At 47.1% G+C, this 20,400-nt stretch carries 16 protein-coding genes; 9 read left to right on the top strand and 7 right to left on the bottom strand.

Going from position 1 to position 20,400, the window contains the following annotated elements; all coding sequences use genetic code 11:
* Positions 1-121 precede the first annotated feature (121 nt).
* The 3 genes from DVG78_RS06825 to DVG78_RS06815 all read left to right on the top strand — a co-directional run bounded on the left by DVG78_RS06825 (position 122) and on the right by DVG78_RS06815 (position 5,843).
* Positions 122-1,477: a TolC family protein gene (locus tag DVG78_RS06825; protein WP_114460321.1), complete on the top strand. Its 1,356-nt coding sequence runs from the start codon at positions 122-124 to the stop codon at positions 1,475-1,477.
* 21 nt (positions 1,478-1,498) lie between these two features.
* The gene (locus tag DVG78_RS06820; protein WP_114460320.1) at positions 1,499-2,608 is read left to right on the top strand and encodes an efflux RND transporter periplasmic adaptor subunit; all 1,110 of its coding nucleotides are present in this window, start codon (positions 1,499-1,501) and stop codon (positions 2,606-2,608) included.
* A gap of 61 nt (positions 2,609-2,669) precedes the next feature.
* Positions 2,670-5,843 (top strand): efflux RND transporter permease subunit, encoded by a 3,174-nt coding sequence (locus DVG78_RS06815; RefSeq protein ID WP_114460318.1) that lies wholly within the window; start codon positions 2,670-2,672, stop codon positions 5,841-5,843.
* Positions 5,844-5,925: 82 nt separating this feature from the next.
* Here DVG78_RS06815 and DVG78_RS06810 read toward each other — a convergent pair whose 3' ends face one another.
* Together DVG78_RS06810 and DVG78_RS06805 are read right to left on the bottom strand one after the other, a co-directional pair.
* A complete protein-coding gene (locus DVG78_RS06810; protein WP_114460316.1) occupies positions 5,926-6,357 on the bottom strand; it encodes a putative toxin-antitoxin system toxin component, PIN family in 432 nt (143 codons plus the stop codon).
* A complete protein-coding gene (locus DVG78_RS06805; protein WP_114460314.1) occupies positions 6,335-6,535 on the bottom strand; it encodes a hypothetical protein in 201 nt (66 codons plus the stop codon). Before DVG78_RS06805 ends, DVG78_RS06810 begins: the two co-directional genes overlap by 23 nt.
* A 308-nt stretch (positions 6,536-6,843) precedes the next feature.
* On the opposite strand from DVG78_RS06805, the gene DVG78_RS06800 reads away from it, so the two are divergent.
* Positions 6,844-7,881, top strand: coding sequence for a PorP/SprF family type IX secretion system membrane protein (locus DVG78_RS06800; protein WP_114067499.1), 1,038 nt, complete (start codon positions 6,844-6,846; stop codon positions 7,879-7,881).
* 29 nt (positions 7,882-7,910) lie between these two features.
* Here DVG78_RS06800 and DVG78_RS06795 read toward each other — a convergent pair whose 3' ends face one another.
* Both DVG78_RS06795 and DVG78_RS06790 read right to left on the bottom strand, forming a co-directional pair.
* The gene (locus tag DVG78_RS06795; protein WP_114460312.1) at positions 7,911-8,537 is read right to left on the bottom strand and encodes an ABC transporter ATP-binding protein; all 627 of its coding nucleotides are present in this window, start codon (positions 8,535-8,537) and stop codon (positions 7,911-7,913) included.
* A 94-nt stretch (positions 8,538-8,631) separates the two neighbouring features.
* Complete coding sequence (locus DVG78_RS06790) at positions 8,632-9,792, bottom strand: DUF8457 domain-containing protein (protein ID WP_114460311.1); 1,161 nt, start codon at positions 9,790-9,792, stop codon at positions 8,632-8,634.
* 125 nt (positions 9,793-9,917) lie between these two features.
* On the opposite strand from DVG78_RS06790, the gene DVG78_RS06785 reads away from it, so the two are divergent.
* From DVG78_RS06785 to DVG78_RS06765, 5 genes are all read left to right on the top strand, one after another.
* Entirely contained in the window at positions 9,918-10,505 is a 588-nt protein-coding gene (locus DVG78_RS06785) for a thymidine kinase (RefSeq protein ID WP_114460309.1), read from the top strand.
* A 38-nt stretch (positions 10,506-10,543) separates the two neighbouring features.
* Positions 10,544-11,785, top strand: a complete 1,242-nt coding sequence (locus DVG78_RS06780) for a carboxypeptidase-like regulatory domain-containing protein (RefSeq protein WP_114460307.1) — start codon at positions 10,544-10,546, stop codon at positions 11,783-11,785.
* Positions 11,786-12,024: 239 nt separating this feature from the next.
* Positions 12,025-13,248: a 3-coathanger stack domain-containing protein gene (locus tag DVG78_RS06775; RefSeq protein WP_114460305.1), complete on the top strand. Its 1,224-nt coding sequence runs from the start codon at positions 12,025-12,027 to the stop codon at positions 13,246-13,248.
* Between the two features lie 211 nt (positions 13,249-13,459).
* Complete coding sequence (locus DVG78_RS06770) at positions 13,460-15,433, top strand: S9 family peptidase (RefSeq protein ID WP_114460304.1); 1,974 nt, start codon at positions 13,460-13,462, stop codon at positions 15,431-15,433.
* 50 nt (positions 15,434-15,483) lie between these two features.
* Positions 15,484-17,019 (top strand): M20/M25/M40 family metallo-hydrolase, encoded by a 1,536-nt coding sequence (locus DVG78_RS06765; RefSeq protein ID WP_114460302.1) that lies wholly within the window; start codon positions 15,484-15,486, stop codon positions 17,017-17,019.
* Positions 17,020-17,160: 141 nt separating this feature from the next.
* Here DVG78_RS06765 and DVG78_RS06760 read toward each other — a convergent pair whose 3' ends face one another.
* From DVG78_RS06760 to DVG78_RS06750, 3 genes are all read right to left on the bottom strand, one after another.
* Positions 17,161-17,682 (bottom strand): GtrA family protein, encoded by a 522-nt coding sequence (locus tag DVG78_RS06760; protein WP_114460300.1) that lies wholly within the window; start codon positions 17,680-17,682, stop codon positions 17,161-17,163.
* A gap of 226 nt (positions 17,683-17,908) precedes the next feature.
* Positions 17,909-19,930 carry a M56 family metallopeptidase gene (locus DVG78_RS06755; RefSeq protein WP_114460299.1) on the bottom strand — a complete coding sequence of 674 codons (2,022 nt, stop codon included), beginning with the start codon at positions 19,928-19,930 and terminating at the stop codon, positions 17,909-17,911.
* Entirely contained in the window at positions 19,927-20,295 is a 369-nt protein-coding gene (locus tag DVG78_RS06750) for a BlaI/MecI/CopY family transcriptional regulator (protein ID WP_114460297.1), read from the bottom strand. The genes DVG78_RS06755 and DVG78_RS06750 overlap by 4 nt, the downstream gene beginning before the upstream one ends.
* Positions 20,296-20,400: the final 105 nt, after the last annotated feature.

The following is a 20,400-nucleotide window of genomic DNA, read 5'->3' as shown; positions in this document are numbered from 1 at the left end:
TTATTCTGCCGATTCTTCCGTTTTTCTACGCCGTTTTTTACCCAACGGTTCTTGAAGTATCCGACTTCGCACCGCCTAAATATCTTTCAATTTCCTCTTACTATCATAATTTTTACCCTGAATGAGTTATTGGTCAAAATCAGATAAAAAGTTTTTTTTAGCGCTGATTACCGTTGCCTTCCTATCTCCGCCTCCCAGCCTGCTTTGGGCACAATCGCAGGCATCGGTCGACGGCGGAACCTTGGAAAACGCCACCTTGGAAGAGGTCGTGAAATACGCTTTGAAAAATCAGCCCGCCATCCAACAATCGGTGATTGATGAGCGCATTACCGAAAACAACATCAAAAGTCGGCTCGCCGATTGGTATCCGCAAATCAACTTCAATTACAACCTGCAACACAACTTTATTGTACAAACCAGCATCATTGGCGGCAATCCCGTTAAGTTGGGAGTCAGCAATATCTCGGCGGGGCAGTTTACGGTGTCGCAACCCCTTTTTAACCGCGACGTGCTTTTGGCCCGACGCACCCAAAACGAGGTACGATTACAGGCCAATCAGCTGACATCTTCCAACAAAACCGATTTGGCCGTCGATGTCTCCAAAGCCTTTTATGATGTTTTGACCACCAAGCAACAAATCGACGTGGCCAACGAAGACATCGTCCGGCTAGAGCGCAGCCTAAAAGATGCGCAGAATCAGTACAAAGCGGGCGTGGCCGATAAAATTGACTACAAACGGGCGCTGATTTCGCTCAATAATACCAAAGCCTCAAAGAAAGGCAACGAGGAAATTCTGAAAGGAAAAATCGAATACCTCAAGTCCTTGATGGCATATCCCAAAGCGCAAGAGCTAAATCTTCAGTACGACAGCCTACAAATGGAGCGTGAGCTTTTTTTGGATACCCTCCAAAATGCCGAATATACCTCCCGCATTGAATATCAGTTGCTGAATACCCAAAAGCGCTTATTGGAGTATAATTATCAATACACCAAATGGAGCTATTTACCCACAGTAGCGGCCAACGGAGCCTACAATTTGAACTTTCAAAACAACCAGTTTTTGGATTTGTACTCCAAAAATTTCCCCAATTCATTTGCGGCCATTACGCTCTCGTTTCCTATTTATCAAGGAGGAAAACGCAAGATTAATACCAATACCGCCGAGTGGCAGCTCAAACGAATTGATTTGGACATTAAGCGCCTGCAACTCAACGTCAACGCCGAATATGTGCGGGCTTTGGGCAGCTATAAAGGGAGCTTGACCAATTTGCTTACCCAAAAAGAAAACATGGAATTGGCGCGCGAAGTCTATGATATTCTTCAACTGCAATACCGGTCGGGCATCAAAACCTACCTCGAAGTCATCGCTTCGGAGACTGATTTACGACTGGCCCGTATCAACTACTACAACGCGCTTTATCAAGTACTTTCCAATAAAATTGACGTACAACGCGCCCTTGGCCAACTTAATTATTAAAAAACTGAATCACCGAATTATATGTATTCGAATCCCATACACTACTTTACCGCCGCATTGTCCATCGTTTTGCTGACGTCTTGCGATAAAAAAGAGGACCAAAAAGCGGTCCAACAGGCCCCTCCCGCCGTGGCCGTGACGTTGGAAGAAGTCACCACCACCGACGCCGTTTATTACGACGAATACCCCGCCAGCATTACGCCCATCAATCAAGTTGAACTGCGCCCGCAGGTGACGGGCTTTATTACGGGGGTACATTTTCAGGACGGAGCACGGGTGAAAAAAGGACAGCTTTTATACTCCATCGATGCGCAACTTTATTCGGCCAATTATGAGCAGGCCGTGGCCAACCTAAAAGTACAGGAAGCCAACGTCAACAAAGCCCAAAAAGACGCTGACCGTTACCATGAGTTGGATAAAAACGACGCCGTAGCCAAGCAACTGGTTGACAATGCCGACGCCGCACTCGAAGTAGCCAAGAAACAGGCAGAAGCCGCCAAAGCCAATATTTCGGCGGTATCTACCAGCGTAAGATATACCAAAGTGTACGCTCCGTTTGATGGTGTGATTGGTATATCTTTGGTAAAACCCGGCGCAGCGGTTTCGGCAGGGCAAACCTTGCTGAATACCGTCTCGACCGATGGACAACTGGCCGTTGATTTTGGCGTGGACCAAAAAGAAATCTATCGGTTTGCGACCTTACTTAAAAACAGAGCTTCCAAAGACTCCACATTTACGCTTGCTTTTGGCCCCGATATTTATCCTCATCCTGGCAAAATTCAATTGCTTGACCGCGCCGTAGACCCGCAAACGGGAACCATCAAAACGCGCCTAATTTTCCCCAATCCCGACAATTTACTGCGCGCTGGCATGACCGGAACCGTGCGGGTACTAAACCGCGCCTCTACCAAATCGGTCGTGATTCCGTACAAATCCGTGACCGAGCAATTGGGCGAATTTTTTGTCTACGTTGCGGGCGACAGCAGCAAAGTAAGTCAGCGGAGAATTGTAGTGGGCCAACCGTTGGGAACCAAAATCATCGTGAAAGAGGGATTGAAAGAAGGTGAAAAAATCGCCGTAGAAGGAGTCCAAAACTTACGCGAAGGGGCACTAATTAAAACGGACAAATAACTCATTTACAATTGTTTATTTCAATCGGAAATCAACAATCGCAAATACAAAATCTCTCCAAATGATTGCAGATATTTTCATCAAAAGGCCCATTACCGCCATCGTCTCGTCGATTGTGATTGTGTTGGTAGGACTCATTGCTTTATCTACCCTGCCCATTGCGCAGTATCCAGATGTGACCCCTCCTACCGTGACGATTTCGGGGAACTTTATCGGAGCCGATGCGCAAACGGTAGAACAAACCACCACCACCGCCATCGAAACCCAAGTCAACGGCGTGCCGGGCATGAGTTATATGTCGAGTACCAGTACGAGCAGCGGGCAAAGCGGCGTCAACGTGGTATTTGAGGTGGGCACCGACGTCAACATTGCGGCACTCGACGTGCAAAACCGCGTCAGCGTAGCCGAGCCTTCTCTGCCCGATGCAGTCAAACGTTTGGGGGTTACGGTCCGAAAACGTCAGCCGAGCATCATGGTGGTATTGGCGCTTTATTCGCCCAAAGGCACGCACGATGCGCAGTTTATCGGAAACTACGCCAATATTTACCTAAAAGATGCCCTCCAACGGGTCAAAGGAGTGGGCGATATTGTATCGCGCGCCGATGATTTCGGAATGCGTATCTGGTTAAATCCCGACAAACTCGCCAGCCTCAAAATGACGCCCGCGGATATTTCGGCGGCACTTTCGGAGCAAAATCTTCAGATTGCGGCGGGAACCGTGGGTGGAAATCCGCAGCCCAACACCCAGACATTTGAATACAGTATACTGACCAACAGTCGTTTAAACACAAAAGAACAATTTGAAGACATCGTGGTGCGCTCCTCGCCTGCCGAAGGGCGCGTGGTGTACCTGCGCGACGTGGCGCGGGTTGAGCTCGGAAAGTTTGATTATGGGGTAAATGCCTTTGTCAACGGAAAACCTGCGGCATTTATTCTGATTTATCAGGCGCCCGGTGCCAACGCCCTCGAAACCTACGACGGAGTAGTAAACGCCCTCGAAACCATGAAAAAGACGTTTCCGAAAGACATCGACTACGTCATGCCGACCGAAACTGCTACTGTGGTGCGGGTTTCTATTAGTGAAGTATTAAAGACCTTTGGCGAAGCCATGATTTTGGTGATTATCGTGGTGTTTTTGTTCCTGCAAAACTGGCGCGCCACGTTGATTCCGATTCTGGCCATTCCTGTCTCACTCATCGGTACGTTCATCTTTTTTATCCCGTTTGGATTTACCATCAATACCCTCACGCTTTTTGCTTTCGTGTTGGCCATCGGTATCGTCGTCGACGACGCCATTGTGGTCGTAGAAGCCGTTCAGCACAACATTGACCACGAAAAACTCTCGCCCAAAGAAGCGACCGCCAAGGCCATGAAAGAAATTTCTGGCCCCGTGATTGCCATTGCCTTGATTTTGGCGGCGGTGTTTGTGCCCGTGAGTTTTGTGCCGGGCATCGTGGGGCGTCTGTACCAGCAGTTTGCCATTACGATTGCCGTTTCGGTGCTGTTGTCGGCTTTCGTAGCGCTTTCGCTGACGCCGGCGTTGTGTTCTACCATGCTTCGCCCTTCCAAAGGAGCGGGCGATAAGAAGAATTTAATGGAGAAATTCTTCGACCGATTCAACAAATGGTTCGAGCGCTTGTCGGTTTCCTACACCAGCGGCGTGGCAAAGTGGATCAAAGGTACGCCCTACGTGATGGTGATGATGGTGTGTTTGTTTGTAGGATTGTTTTTCCTGTTCAAAAATAAACCAACGGGTTTTATCCCCGTTGAAGACGAAGGACGCCTTTTTGTGACGTATGAAATGCAGGAAGCAACTTCTACCACGCGCAACATTGCGATGATTAAGGAAATCATGACCCGTGTAGAATCCATTCCCGAAGTACGGGTCGTGGGTGGTTTAGCGGGGTTGAACGTGCTCAGTTTCTCCAACAAATCCAACGTTGGTACGCTATTTATTAACCTGCACCCTTGGGCAGAGCGCAAAGGTGCCGAGCACCACGTGCAGAGTGTCATCAAAGAGATCCAAAAACGCACCGCCGACATCCGCGAAGCGCGCGTTTTGGCCATTGCACCACCCGCTATTCCGGGCTTGGGTGCCACGTCTGGATTTACGTTTCAGATACAGCAAACCACCAGCACCGATAATATTCAGCAATTTGAGGGCGTAGCCCGTAATTTTCTGGGAGCGCTTACCAAACGCCCCGAAATCGGCGCGGCCTTTACCTTTTTTAACACCCGAACTCCCAGCTATAAAATTGACGTAGACCGCGAAAAAACCAAAAAACTGGGCGTATCGGTTTCAGAGGTATTCAGTTCATTGTCGGCCATGTTGGGAAGTAACTACGTCAACGACTTTAACCTTTACGGGCGAAACTTCCGCGTGGTGGTACAGGCCGACAGCAGTTTCCGCTCGTCGTTGGATAAAATTGAGAAATTTTACGTGCGCAACCGCGAAGGAAACATGATTCCGCTGAGTGCTTTGGTCACGACACAAGTGGTTGAAAACCCCGCTTTGATTTCGCACTATAACATTTATCGTTCGGTCGAAATCAACGGGACGCCCAAACCTGGCTTCAGCAGTGGACAAGCGATTACGGCGCTGCGGGAAGTAGCCGCCCAAACCCTTCCCGCTGGATATGGCTATGAATTTTCGGGCATGAGCAGCGAAGAAATCAAGGCAGGCGACAGCACCACGACCATTTTTGCCATTTCTATCGTCTTTGTCTTTTTGTTTCTGGCGGCCTTGTACGAAAGCTGGTCCATTCCATTTTCGGTGCTTTTTGCCGTTCCCATCGGGGCCTTCGGTTCTATTTTGACGCTGACGTTTTTACCCAACTTATCCAACAACATCTACGCCCAAATCGGGTTGATTACGCTGATTGGATTGGCCGCTAAAAATGCCATTTTGATTGTAGAATTTGCCAAAGAGCGCGTAGACGGCGGCATGGAATTGGTCAAAGCTACGCTTGAAGCCGTACAATTGCGCCTTCGCCCCATCATCATGACTTCGTTGGCATTTATTTTGGGTGTGTTGCCATTGGCGTTTGCCAGCGGTGCCGCTGCCGAATCACGCAAGACCATCGGTTGGACGGTATTTGGGGGAATGTTGGCCGCTACCTCGCTGGCTATTTTTGTAGTACCCGTACTGTTTGTCCTGATTGAAAAAATCAGCATGGGCAAGCAAAAACGTACAGAAAACGAAAAAACAAGTACAACTTCGACGGTAGTGGAGTAAGAAACATTTTAGGAAATAACTAAAACGCCCATAAAACAGCTGATTAATCAACTGTTTTATGGGCGTTTTTCATTTAATGATTTTACATTAAGTTAAGCAGGTTCACAAACTGCCCCATAGTAACTATCGTTGTATTATTGTACGTTTCTAAACTTAACAAATCGGCATCACCAGTAACTAAGAAATCGGCATTACAACTTTCACAAATGCCTAGCAAGTAATCATCTTTGGAATCTCTTACTAAAGTAGGCTTTGTTAAAATTGACACCTCCTTCAGAAATAGCATAGCCAGTGACATAAACCTGATAATCTGATTGGGAGCGATAATTTTTGAGAACTTTTTTCGAGTAATTACTCCCTCAAATTCTTGGAGCAGTTCGGCCGAGTAGTAAATCTGCAAATGAGTATTTTTTAAAACCGTATAGTAAAGTGTTCTTCGGGAGTTTCTATTAATGCAAGCTGATATGTACCAATTTGCATCAACCACCACATTAATTTTTTTTCTTTTGGGCATTACGGAAGGCTTTTATCTCTTTTTGAATTTCAGACATTGAAATCTCCACATCTGGCAGTTCAGCATCTAATTCATCAAAAAGCTCATCGGCCATCTGTAATTGAATTTTTTTGGCAATAGCAAGCCTATCCTTCGTAGGAAAAGCATTGAATGTCCTTATAAACTCTGTTTGAGTCATTTCGATTCAAGTTTAATAATATTATTAATATTATATCAAATGTAGCACTTTCTCGACCTCTTGTCAAAACCGAAACTAGAATTTTCTTCCGTTTTTTAGTCTACAATATAATGAACAGAATTGCTCTATTTTGCCATCTTTGCGCATAAAACTCACTAATATCTCCCAATCTAAACCTCCCTAAAAGTTGCATTCTATCTTTTCAAGGGCCTTTTTTTAAACCTAAATAACATTTGCTTGAAAAATCCGTTAAATTCTCGGAGATTTAATGATTAATTTGGCAAAATGTTTGCGGTAGCTTTGGTATCATGACGAGAAGACTTCTTTTAACCCTGCTGTTAGGTATATCTTTTTGGGTTGCGCAAGCGCAAGACCCTCAATTTTCGCAATTCTACGCGAACCCCTTGTATCTTAACCCTGCCTTTGCTGGTGGGGCTTTGGCACCGCGCGTTATGATGAACTACCGTAACCAATGGCCCGGCCTAGCCGCCAACTACGTTACCACTTCGTTTGCCGTTGACCATTACTTCTCAGGAGTCAATAGCGGTGTGGGCTTGATGTTTGTTAACGACAGTCAGGGAACGGGCAATTTGAGAACTTCCGAAATATCGGCCCAATATGCCTATCAACTTAAATTCAATGAAACAACCGCCCTACGCATGGGATTGCAGGGAACCTACGCCAATCGCCGCGCCGACCTACGCGAATTGACTTTTGGTGACCAATACACCAACCGTGGTTTTACGGGAAACCCTACCGCTGACCCCCTCGCCGCCAACGGAACGCCTACGATTGGATACATGAGTTTCGCCACGGGATTATTGCTTTATTCTGACCGTTATTGGGTAGGAGTATCAGCGCACCACCTCAATCGTCCAGAGCAGGGATTTTTTCAGATAGCCGATGGTACGCGTCTGCCCATCAAAGGAAGTATTCACGCGGGCTTAGTCATTCCGTTTGGGGGCTATACTGGTTTGGGCGATGAATGGAGCCGCGAAATGAGCATTTCACCCGCTATTAACTATAAATTTCAGGGCAAATACGACCAGTTAGATTTGGGGGTGTATCTTACCTATTCTCCTATCGTATTGGGGCTTTGGTACCGTGGGCTGCCCATTAAGAAATACGTTGACAACATCACCAACCGCGAATCGCTCATCGCACTGATTGGGTATCGCCAAGATAAGTTTTCGTTTGGTTACAGCTACGACATTACGATTTCGTCGTTGGGATTGCCGAGTGGTGGTTCGCACGAAATCTCGATGGCTTACACCTTTGATTTCGAGCCTTCGCCCCGTCATCGTCGCTCAAAGAAAGACAAACAGCTATCGTGTCCTAAATTTTAAGGATTATTTTTCTTCGATATCAGTAGCTACTACAACTTCACCTGCTTCGCAAAGGCATCTTTGAGGCGTTGGTCGTGCGTTACGACGACGAGACTGGCGCCGATTTGCTCGGATTGATTCTTCAGAAGTTCGATTACTTTATCGCAATTGATGTCGTCGAGGCTGGAGGTAGGCTCATCGGCCAAAATGACCGCTGGGTTGTTCATCAACGCCCGGGCGATACTGACGCGTTGTTGCTCTCCCTGACTCAATTGATTGGTTTTTTTGGACAGATGATCGGCAAAACCCAATTGCTCCGCAAGCTGTTTTACCCGCGCTTTATCTTGCGGTTTTTGGGCTAAATAACTCGAAAGAAGCACATTATCCATCACGTTGAGCGAGCTAACAAAATGCGGACGTTGGTAGATAATACCGATTTGACTTGCGCGTACCGCCGCCGCTTCGGCTACCGAAAGAGGCGTAATATCTTGATTGTTGATAAAAACTTGACCACCTTCAGGGCGCAACAATAAGGCCATTAAATGCAACAACGTCGTTTTTCCCTTGCCCGATTGACCCAAAATCAAGAGCGCTTCGCGGTCGTTACAAACAATATCAGGAAAAGAAAAATGCTTTTGGGGAGAATACGAAAACGTTAGGTTGTGGCAAGCAATCATCGGGCGCGGTATGTAAGAGTTTCTGCGGTTCGGTTATTAAATACAAAGAAACTTAGAAACGCAGAAACTCCCAACTAAAATGAAGAAAGAGCGATTATTGCCCAAAACGTCGTTTTACAATTTCTAACAATTCGCCAACGGTATCACCCGTCATGTCCCATAGATGCTGAGAGGCAAATTTGTAGGTAATCAGGCCGCGTGCGGTTTGAAAATCAGGCGCTTGTTCCAATTCGGTAATGGCATTTTCGTAGGCGCTGTTGCTTCCTCCAAACAATTGGTGAATAAACATAAACTTCTGGTGAAGCGGTATATTTTGCGAAATGCTCGCAATCGGCTGCTTTTGATAGTTGCTTGAAATCGACGCTTGCTCGGTTCTGAAACGCTCGTTTAGCGACTCCTTGGCGGCGTTTCCATTTCCACCCACGGTTTCGTGGAGGGTAGGCGGCATGGGAGGCATGGCGGGGGGCGTAAAAGCGGGTACGGGAGGGACGTAGACATCCACAGGGCGTGGAGGCTCCGGCTCGGTCAATTTGACGGGATTGGCCACTGACTCCTCTACCAGCGTATCAAAAAACGATTGGTCGGCCTGCGGCTCTCCTGGAATCACAATTGGTTCAGGACGATTCGTCTTTTTCAACAGTGACGAAGCATCCAACGCGGCTTTTTCAGAAAACACCGCCACCCATTGGTCAATAGAATCTAGTTCGGCGGTGCGTTGCGCAATGGCTTGCTCCGACCATTCAATGGCCTGATTGACGTACACAAACGCCCGATCGGCCATTGCTTCTGCGATGGACTGGGGCACAAACTTATTGAATCGAATGTACTTACGCAGTTGCTGAATCGTATCAGCGGTGACGGTAAAATTGGGCTGATTGCGAAAAATTTCGTTGAAATAACTGTTGGGGTCAATCAAGAGCACCAACGTATCTTTGGTGGCTTCCACCAAAACAGGCTCAAGCTGCTCTCTTTTTACCGAAATCTTGCGCGACACCACATTCATAAACTGCTTGAGCGCTTCTTTTACCTCGCTGCTTTCAAAGTCAAAAAATGGGCTTTTAAACGCTTCCGCATCGGCTTTCCACTTATCGTATAAACTACTGATAATAAACAAATTCACTTGTGGAATTGCCGTTAAGTTCAGGATATGCTGACCTGATGCGACGGAATTATGCGCAAAAAAATCGTCGCAAACTTTATGGGCAAACTGCTGACTATAGTCATTGAGGGCCGAAACATTAAACTTGTGAAGCATCCTAAAAATCGTTTGTTTTGTAAAAGTAGTTTTTCAAAGCCGGTTTCTGCTATCCATTATTCGAAAAATTTTCGATAAAAATAAAACAAATAACGGTTCAAGTATCACGGCTATTATTTATTGTAATGTTCATCGAACCCAATCACAATACTAAACATTCGCAGCCTCGCATTGGGTGGGTGGAGGTCGTTTGCGGCTCTATGTTTTCGGGAAAAACCGAAGAACTCATTCGTCGGCTCAACCGGGCAAAGATAGCGCGCCAAAAAGTGGAAATCTTTAAACCCGCCATTGATAAACGTTACCACGACCTCGACATTGTTTCTCACAACGAAAATTCGATTCGTTCGACCCCCGTTAACACCTCCGAGGAGATTTTACTCTTCGCCGGTGATTGCGACGTGGTGGGTATCGACGAAGCCCAATTTTTAGACAACAATCTCGTGGAGGTCTGCAACAAACTTGCCGGCAGCGGCAAACGCGTCATTGTGGCGGGCTTAGACATGGATTTTGCGGGCAAACCTTTCGGGCCTATGCCGCTGTTGATGTCTATTGCCGAGTACGTTACCAAAGTCCACGCGGTATGTGTCGTCTGTGGAGAAGTAGCGCAATATTCATACCGAAAAGTCACTTCTCAAGATAAAATTCTCTTGGGCGAAACCGATTCCTACGAAGCGCGCTGCCGGAGATGTTATACGATGGGGGAATTGGCGTGATTATTGCGACAAAAATCTTCATTAACTAAGTTGAACTGATGCGTCTTTCTTTCTACACCATACTTTTTTTTGCCGTTTTTCAGTGGCTCACTTCAACCTCTGCACAGGCACAAGGCTACTTGCTGCTTTCGGGAAAAGTCGTTGACAAATCGACCCAAAAGCCCATTTCGCACGCTTACGTGGGCATGATGAGCAAAAGTACTGGAACACTGACCAACGAGGATGGCCAATTTTTTTACCGTTTTCCACGCATTGCCATCGACTCTGCGGTGGTAGTAGCCGTGATTGGTTACAAACCTTTTCGACAAAAAGCCTCGGCCTATACCCTGAACCAAAAAGACGTGGTGATAGAACTCGAACCCGCCACTCCACGGCTCGTAGACAGCTCTTTCATCAAGACTTTTGAAGCACGAAATCTGGTATCGGATGCGTTGGGAAAAATAAAGAAAAACAATCCCCAAACGCCTTATTTACTAAATGGGTTTTACCGCGAATCTCTCCAACAAAACGGCGAATACGTCGACATTCGAGAGGCGGTGCTGCAATCTGAAAAAGACCCCCGCCCCAAGATTTTGGTTCCAGAAAAAGTAAAAGCCCTGAGAGGACGCCAGTTTTTGAGCGATAATCGTTCAAAAACGCTCGAAGGATATTCATTCCCAAACGGTGCCACGATTGTGACGCATTCGATTGACGTGGGTATTCCCGAATACCTCGACGGTAAAAACCTGTACGATTATGTATACGAACTGGATGATACCATCGCCTATTATCTCGATAAGCAGGTATACCGGGTACTTTTTCGACCCGTTAGCGCAGGCATCAAAGCGGCTCGCACGGGCAGCATCAGTATCAACGCCGCCGATTCGGCCATCATTCAAATTGAATATGATTTTACCGCTGAAGGGGTCAAAGATGTACTCAAAACGAGCACGTCTGACAAGGTTTTCGGCAAAACCAAACGAGAAGCCAAACGCGTCTATACCTGCATCAATTACAAGCCTTTTGCGGGAAAATGGTATTTGCAAGATTACAGAATGCTGCTGGATACACAGTTTGAGCAGAATAAAGTCCAAACATTGGGAAGCATAAAACTGCAATTTGTCACCACCGAAATTCAGAAAAGCAACGGGATGCGCATCCCCGAAACGGACGTATTGATTGATACCGAGAACTTTTCTCCGCAAGTCATTCCTAAATATGATGAGGTATTCTGGGGAAACTTCAACTTCATCATTCCCTCCGAAGCCATGCGGCAGATCGTGAATACGTTAGCGAAGTAGGGTTAGGTTGTCTCTTACAAAATAGGTAAATGAAAGGGCTGCAAAATTTTGCGGCCCTTTCCTGTTTAAAATCTTTATTTTTATTATCCGTGGTCTGTGTCTTCACTGACCTTCAAAAACGTTCTTGACAGTGTACGTGTAAAATCCATAGTTACAAAAAAATAAAAAAAGACTCTATGATGTGCAATCACCCATCATAGAGTCTTAATGAAATTAGATAGTTATAAACACATACTGTCATGAAAAGTCCAGTCATTGGTAGTGGGCTAATTTTTGTTGGGATAGTACTCTTTTACGCAACGGGAGCGTTTGCCCAGACAAGTTTTAAGTTGCGACTTGTCCCCAAAGTAATCGCTTGCGATAGTGCCATTGTCAGCGTAGAAATTCAGGCCCCCGACAGTGCATTTGTAATGGGAAATGCCAATTTGAGAATTTTCTATAAAAGTGCGCAGCTCGCAAACCCGTCTATTAAAAGTCGAAATAACTTTTCTTCAGGAGATTACTTTAGTATAACTTCATTGACAGATGTTGGGGCAGACACCTCTGTATTTACGCTGAATATCTTGTACAGAGGAGAGCAAGGGAGCGGAACTACCGTGGGGGCTTCTTGGATTTCAGTCGCTGACGTCAAATTTGCATTGACTGAAACAAATACTTCCAAATGCTATGACTTGTTTTTTCTGCCAATCGGTGCGTCCCGTTCACTGCCCAATACCGTCATAACCCGTGCTTATGCCTCCCCAACGGTGGAGGAACCAGGTCGGACGCTGACTGAAGAAGTAAACGGGACATTTACCAACATTACGAATCAATGTTCGCTTCCAATAGTTGCGATTGCAAAAGCTCCCACCATCAATGCGGGTGAAATGGCGATTCTGACGCTCTCGTCACAAAATGGAGTCTTTCCAGCTACGGGTACAATTACTGGGGAAGCCCCCATTCAATTAACCCGGGCAGAGCCAATCAAAATGGTATCAGGTAGAAATTCGGGAGGCAAGGGTTGGAGCATCTCAGGAGATACACAAAATTGCACCATCTCCAATGTCATTACCATTACGCCCGAAACACCCGCTATTTGTCCGGGCACATCCATCACCATGAGCGCGAGTGGCTGCACAGGCACGCTGACCTGGTTGGGCGGGCCGAGTCCACAAACTGGGTCTTCGGTAAGTTTTAGTCCTGCCGTTACCACCTCCTATTCGGCGAATTGCAGCACGGGCGGCTCGGGGACCTTTACCATTGTGGTGGCGACCAATACCGTTGCGGTAGGTTACGATGTAATCACAGGCAAAGAACGGTTCAAGGCCGTCACGACCCTTACTTCCGACAAGAAAGTAGGCCACGTCACTTTTTCGCCCAGTGCCAACGTCGTCTATGAAGCGGGAAACGCCATCACCTTACTCCCGGGCTTCGCAGCAGAAAAATCGAGTACTTTTCAAGCGGAGATAAAGACGTGTCCATAAGGCAATGAGAGATGGACCATAAAAAATCTGGCGGATAGATTTGAACAGGAAAATGTCTCTCCCGTTGGGCATAGTTAATAACCACGACTCCTACGCCAATGTCTGTGTATCCAAAGACATTGGATTTTAGATTTAAACGAAAGGGCTGCAAAATTTTGCGGCCCTTTCCTGTTTAAAATCTTTATTTTTAGGGACAATTAAACTTCATCCAATGAAACTACACCTTTTACCCCTGTTTTGCCTTGTGGGAGCAATGGCCTTTGCCCAAGCCCCCACCATTCAGCAATCCATTTCGATGAAAAGCGCGGGCAGCCCCAAAATCTCACCCGATGGCCGTTGGGTGGCGTATACCGTCACCGAAACCAATTGGGAAGAAAATGCCTACGAGACCGAAATCTGGCTGGCCAACACTGCTACCGGTGAAAAATACCAACTTACCAATTCCAAAAAATCAAACAGCAGCCCGGTATGGTCGCCTGATGGCAAAACGCTGGCTTTTCTCTCCACCCGCGACGATAAAAGCCAAATTTACGTCATCAAGCCGCAGGGCGGCGAGGCCATAGCACTCACCAAATTTGAAACGGGCGTATCGTATTTTGACTTTTCACCCAACGGAAAATCCATTGTATTTGCCACCACCGTTCCCGATTCCAAAGCGTTTAAAGAGCGTGTAGAAAAATACAGCGATTACGAAGTGGTGCAGCAGGATTACAAAATGACGCATCTCTACATTCTGCCCGTTTCAGACACCACCACCAAACTCCCCATGCCCAAAGCCTTGACCAAAGGAACGGATTTTTCGGTGGGTAGTTTTTCTTTTTCTCCCGACGGTACAAAAATCGCGTTTGATGCCACCAAAAATCCTGACTTAATCAACAGCCATACGGCTGATATTTATGTACTTACGTTGGCCGATACCACTACCCGGAAGATTGTTTCCATGAAAGGCCCCGACAATAACCCCGTTTGGTCGCCCGATGGAAAGCAGATTGCATTCGTAACGGCCAACGAAGATGAATTCTTTTTTTATGCCAATCGCCTCATTGCCAGCGTACCAGCCGAAGGAGGTACACCTACCGTTTTAAGCCAAAGTTTTGACGAAAACGCTGGTTTATTAGATTGGTCGAGCGAAGGGATTTGGTTTGGTGGCTTGCAAAAAACGAGTGCGCACTTGTTTTTACTAAACCCAATGACCAAGAAGTTTACAAAAATCACGCAACCTGACAACCTCATTGCCAACCAGTTCTCATTCACGAAAGACTTCAAACAAATCGCTTTTGTGATGGCTTCGCCCAATCAAATGGGAGAAATTGCGGTTTCGACCATTCCCGCTTTTGCGCCCAAAATCCTGATGCAAATGGGTGACCAACTCAAACCCTACAAAACGGCGAGCCGAGAAGTAGTCAGCTGGAAATCGCGCGACGGCGCCACGATTGAAGGCGTATTGATCAAACCCGCCAATTATGACCCCGCCAAGAAATATCCGCTTTTGGTCGTAATCCACGGTGGCCCAACGGGCATTGATATGCCGAGCATTACGGCCGACCGTTACTATCCTATTGAGCTTTTTACGACCAAAGGCGCGCTGGTACTGCGACCCAACTACCGTGGTTCGGCGGGCTATGGCAAAGCATTCAGGGCATTGAACGTCCGCAATCTGGGCGTGGGCGATTATGATGATGTCATCTCAGGTGTGGATTTTCTGATTGGAAAAGGCATGGTCGATAAAGACAAAGTAGGTGCCATGGGCTGGAGTCAGGGTGGCTATATCTCGGCTTTCATCACCACCTTCAGCGACCGTTTTAAAGCAACGTCGGTCGGGGCAGGGATTTCCAATTGGGCCACCTATTACCAAAATACGGACATTACGCCTTTTACGCGGCAATACCTCAAAGGAACACCGTGGAATGACCCCGAGATTTATAAGAAAACGTCCCCCATTTCGTACATCAAAACCGCCAAAACACCGACACTCATCCAACACGGCGAACTGGACCGGCGCGTGCCCATTGCCAATGCGTACGAGTTGCGATTAGCGTTGGAAGACAACAACGTCCCCGTCAAAATGGTGGTTTACAAAGGCTTTGGCCACGGCATCACCAAACCCAAACAAATGCGGCAGGTCATGGAAGAAAACCTACAATGGTTTGGAAAATGGGTCTTTGGCGAAGAACCGAAGAATTAAATCTTAAAAACTGAGCTTTTACTCTTATTCATTTTACTACTCCTAACTTAATGAAAAAACTACTTTTATCCCTCTGTATATTCTCCCTGATTTCACTTTTTTCATCGGCTCAACCCAAGCCCAACTTGGAATCTATTGTCCAAAAACACGTCAAAAACTACTATGCCGACCTGTATGATTTTATGATTTTGCCGAGCAATGCGCACATCAAAGAGCAAATTCAACCCAACTTGGATTGGCTGAGAACAGCCTTTGAGAAGCGCGGCTTCAGTACCGAAGCACTGCCAACGGGCGGACACCCTGTTTTTTTTGCCGAAAAGAAACCCGCTACCCCAACCACTGGACCGCTCAAAACTTTGTTGTTTTACATGCACTTTGACGGACAACCCGTTGAACCCGAAAAATGGCAACAAGAATCTCCCTACAAGCCCGTCCTGAAAAAACGCGGAGCCAACGGCCAATGGGAAAAGATAGACTGGGACAACCTACAAACGGGCTACGACCCCGAATGGCGCATCTTTGCCCGGGCCGTTTCGGACGATAAAGGGCCAATTTTGATGTTGCTGGCGGCGTTGGACATGATGCAGAAAGAAAGCATCAACTCACCCTACCACATCAAGGTAATCTTAGACAGTGAGGAGGAAATCGGTGCGCCGCACCTGGCCGAAGCCGTGAAGAAATACAAAGAGAAACTGGCCGCTGATTTTCTGATGGTGATGGATGGCGGGCGGCACCTCTCCAATGAACCTACGCTTACGTACGGCTGTCGCGGCATTGCCACCATTACGCTGACCACTTATGGGCCAAAAACACCACAACACAGCGGGCATTACGGAAATTATGCCCCTAACCCTGCGTTGCGCATGGCACAGTTGCTGGCCTCCATGAAAGACGAAGACGGCCGCGTGACGATTCCGGGCTATTATGACGGCATCAGCATCGACGCCGACGCCCGCAAAATTCTGGCGGCGGTTCCCGACAGTCCCGAAAACATTAGGCAAAAATTAGGCTTTGCTGCGCCCGATAAGGTGGGGGCTAATTATCAGGAAGCATTGCAGTATCCTTCTCTTAACATTCGAGGGTTGGTTTGTGCCAACATCGGCGAAAAAGCCAACACCATCGTACCAGAAGAGGCCATTGCAGAAATCGACCTTCGACTGGTTCCCGAAACCGACCCCGACCGCCTCGTTTCGTTGGTAAAAAAACACATCGAAGGGATGGGGTATGTTATTTTGAATCGGAAACCCACCGATGAAGAACGCCTCAAATACCCTAAAATCGTCACCCTTACCGAACGGGAATCCAGAATGCTGCCTTTCCGGACCGATTTCGGCATTTACCCCGACCGTTGGCTGACGGCGGCCATGATGCGCACTTTTGGCAAAGAACCCATCAAAATACGCATGACGGGCGGCTCCGTGCCGATTGTACCGTTTTTAAGAGAGTTGAATTTGCCCGCTATTCACGTGCCGATGGTCAACATGGACAACAATCAGCACGCCGCCAATGAAAATTTGCGACTGGGAAATTATGTGGAAGGAATAAAAACGTGGATGGCGATTTTGACGCAGGAGCAAGTAAAATAAACACGCGTCGGACGGTTTTGAACGGGGGCACCAGCCCGTCTGACGCTTATGAGGAATAAAAACGTGGATGGCGATTTTGACGCAGGAGCAAGTAAAATAAACACGCGTCGGACGGGCTGGGTGCCCCCAACCGTCTGACACTTAGTCTTTACCTAAATGCAATGCAGCTTTGGCGCGGTCATAAAAGCCGGTGCTTTTGAAGGTAAAGGTTTTGTGAAGAATGTAATTGCTGACAAAACTCAATCCCATTCCCACCAGCGTAGATGATGCCTCAGTGACGTTGACATCCTTGTATTTTTCGGGAATAATACCGTACGGGATTTTATAGATATAATCGTTGGGATCTGATGAGTGCAGAATTTTGAGCGTTAAAGCCGCAAAACCAACCGTAATTCCGAAGGAAATACAAGCCACAATACCGAATTTCACCATCTCACGACGGGTTTTGTTGGTATTTCGGGCATCAAAAGCAAACATTTTGGTGAGTACAAAGCCCACAACAAACGAGACGATGTAGCCCAACGATACTGACGTAAAAAAATCAACGTAGTTGCGAAAAAAACTGCCTGCTACAAATTGTACCGCCGCGCCAGTGCCTGCAATCAAAAAATATACGATGAGGTCTTTAAAATTGAATAGTGTTGATTTCTTCTTCACAAGCATAAAATAAGGCCACTTTCATCAAACAAATGGCATGAAGCAGCGGATATGAAGGCACAAAATAAACGCATTTCGAATACGGTCGCAAAAAACCTTCTCCTTTTTTATCTATCGGTCTCTGGTATCTCTGTTTTTTGGAACAAAAATCATAAAAAGAAAAACAGTTTCCGGCAATTCAGTGCAAAAGCACTCAAAGCCGAAAACTGTTTTTTAAGAATTTACCAGACCTTTATTTTTTTCTGGCGGGTGCAGGAGTCACAGGGGCAACGGGCTGTCGTACCCTCGCAGGCGCCCGTACCGCCTTGGGTGTTTGAGTACGAACACGCGGAGCTGGCTCAACAGGAGGCGGTGGGGGCGGCACCATCAGTTCTATCGCGGCTGATTCAATTTCCATTTTCTGCGACAGTTCCTCGTTGATTTGTTCCAACTTCTGTATTTGCACCTCAAGTTCTTCCACGGGTTTCCGCACCGTTTTCAGTTGCTGCCGCAGCTCTCCCAGTTGTTGATTCAACTGCTGCATCTGCGTTTCGCGCTGCTTGATTTGGTTTTCCAACTCGTCGATTTCCTTTTCAACTTCGGCCGCTGATTTTTTTACTTTTTGCCCTTCTTGGTACATGACCTTATTTCGTTTTTCGAGCACTTGGTTTCGTTCATCGGCAGCCTTGTTCTTTTTCCATTCCAACACTTCCATTTTTCGTTCCAACTCGCTGGTTTTGAATTCGTGCTGCTCCATCTCCAACCGAAGGGCTTCCATTTTTTGGTGTTGCGGCTCCATCAATCGATTGAGGCTGTCCATTCTACGGTGATGATACTGCATTTTACGTTCATCAATGGTATCAGAAAAAGCGACCGCAATGGCGTCAACAATGGGTTGGGCATCGGCCAATGCCTGTTCAGATATAGCTTCCAATTGGTCATCAGTAATGCTTATATTTTCAAAATCAATATGAGAAAGCCCGTTTGCCAAGGCCGCCATTCCTTGATGAAGGCCAGTTTCTGCATCGGTAAGACGAGCTAAAATGGCTTTTTGCTCCGCATTTGTGATGCTTTCAAGCGTGATCTCTCCATTGTCAAGCTTCTCTTTTAATTTCTGCAATTCAACCACTTCCTTCGCGGCTAATGGGCGTTGTTTCCACGTCACTTTTGTGAGCCTTCCATTCTCATCCAATTCAATTTTTGCGTCTTTGGATGTATGGCTAATATTCTTGGCTTTGGGAGTTTTGGGCTTATCCTGCGGCTGAAACGCATACACCGATACCCCAAATACCAACAGCACGAGCAATACCAACGCATTTGGGTTCATTCGGCGCTGCGGTTTTTCGGGAACCCCCAGCACCCGACGAACACGTTGCAACATCACTCCTTTTTTGGAAGCAAAGGCCATCGCCAATGCGGGTGACTGACGAAACGCTTCCACTTCGGCCAACGCCCGGGCAAAGGCTACTTTGTCGCCACAAACCTGAATCGCCACGTCGTCGCAGCAATGCTCACGCTCAATACGCACCCGCGACGACACCCACCACAACGCGGGATGGAAGAAATATACCACTTCAACCAACGATTGCAGGAGATTGACCAAATAGTCGTACCGCTTCACGTGGGCCAATTCATGCGCCAAAATCGCCTCAATTTGCTTGACGCTCAAACCAGTCGCCAGCCCAACGGGAAGCAAAACGACGGGGCGAATAAAGCCAATGACCACGGGCGTGCTCACCCGTACCGACTCAAACAAGTGCACGGTTGAGCGAATGTTGAGCGCAGTGGCAATTCGACGAAACATCTCCTGAATGCCCGATTCGGTCAGTCGAATCCCTTCTGCCTTCAATTGTTGTACATACACCCAGCTCCCCACCAAACGCAACAACAATACCGATGCGCCAATGACCCAAAACAGCACGATGGTCTCCAGATTGCTCTGCAAAAACCACAAAGTCTGCTTGTACCAAGGCAAGGAAATCATCACTTGCGAGCCTTTTGTCATCAAAGGCTGGGCAAATTGGGTTACTTTAGGAAGAGACGCCTGCAATACAAGGGGTTGATAATACAACGCAAATGTGGTCACCGAGGCCGCCACTTGCAACGAAAGCGCACCGATACCCGTCCAATAACGGCTATAACTCGCCTTTCGACGTAGTAAAAACAAGATTCCAGCGGCCACTAAAGCGATGGCAAACCCCTGCCAAACGGCGTGGAGGAGCATCCAACCAAAAGCTTCGATAATGGGTTCTGAGGATAATGAGAAAAGTTTCATGGCTGTTTTTCGATTTGGTCTAAGAGTTTACGAATTTCGTCGAGTTCGGCAGGAGTGGCTTTGTGGTTGCCCAAAGCGTGCATGACCAGTTTGCTGGCCGAGCCGCGAAAGGCCGTGTCGACAAAGCGTTCGAGTAAGGTCGATTGCGTTTCTTCTTCGCTGACATTGGCGGCATACACGTGCGACCGTGCTTCTTCCAAACGCGTCAAAAGGCCTTTTTCGTGCATAATCTGCATCAGTTTAAGCGTAGTGGTGTAGCCCACATCTTTGTTTTGGGCGAGGCGCTCATTCACCTGCCGCACGGTGCTGGGGCCTTCTTGCCAAAGCACCTGCAAAATTTCGAGTTCAGAATCGGTTGGCTTCATGGTTTTGTCATGCGGTTAAGCATTTATTCAATCTACGAATAATTTCGTAGCAAACATATACGAAGAGTTTCGTAATACCAAGTTTTTTATACGAAATATTTCGTA

It is taken from the genome of Runella aurantiaca (assembly GCF_003339505.1).
Classification (GTDB): Bacteria; Bacteroidota; Bacteroidia; order Cytophagales; family Spirosomataceae; genus Runella; species Runella aurantiaca.
Note: the sequence above shows the minus strand (reverse complement) of the source record. Positions and strands in the feature narration are given on the sequence as shown.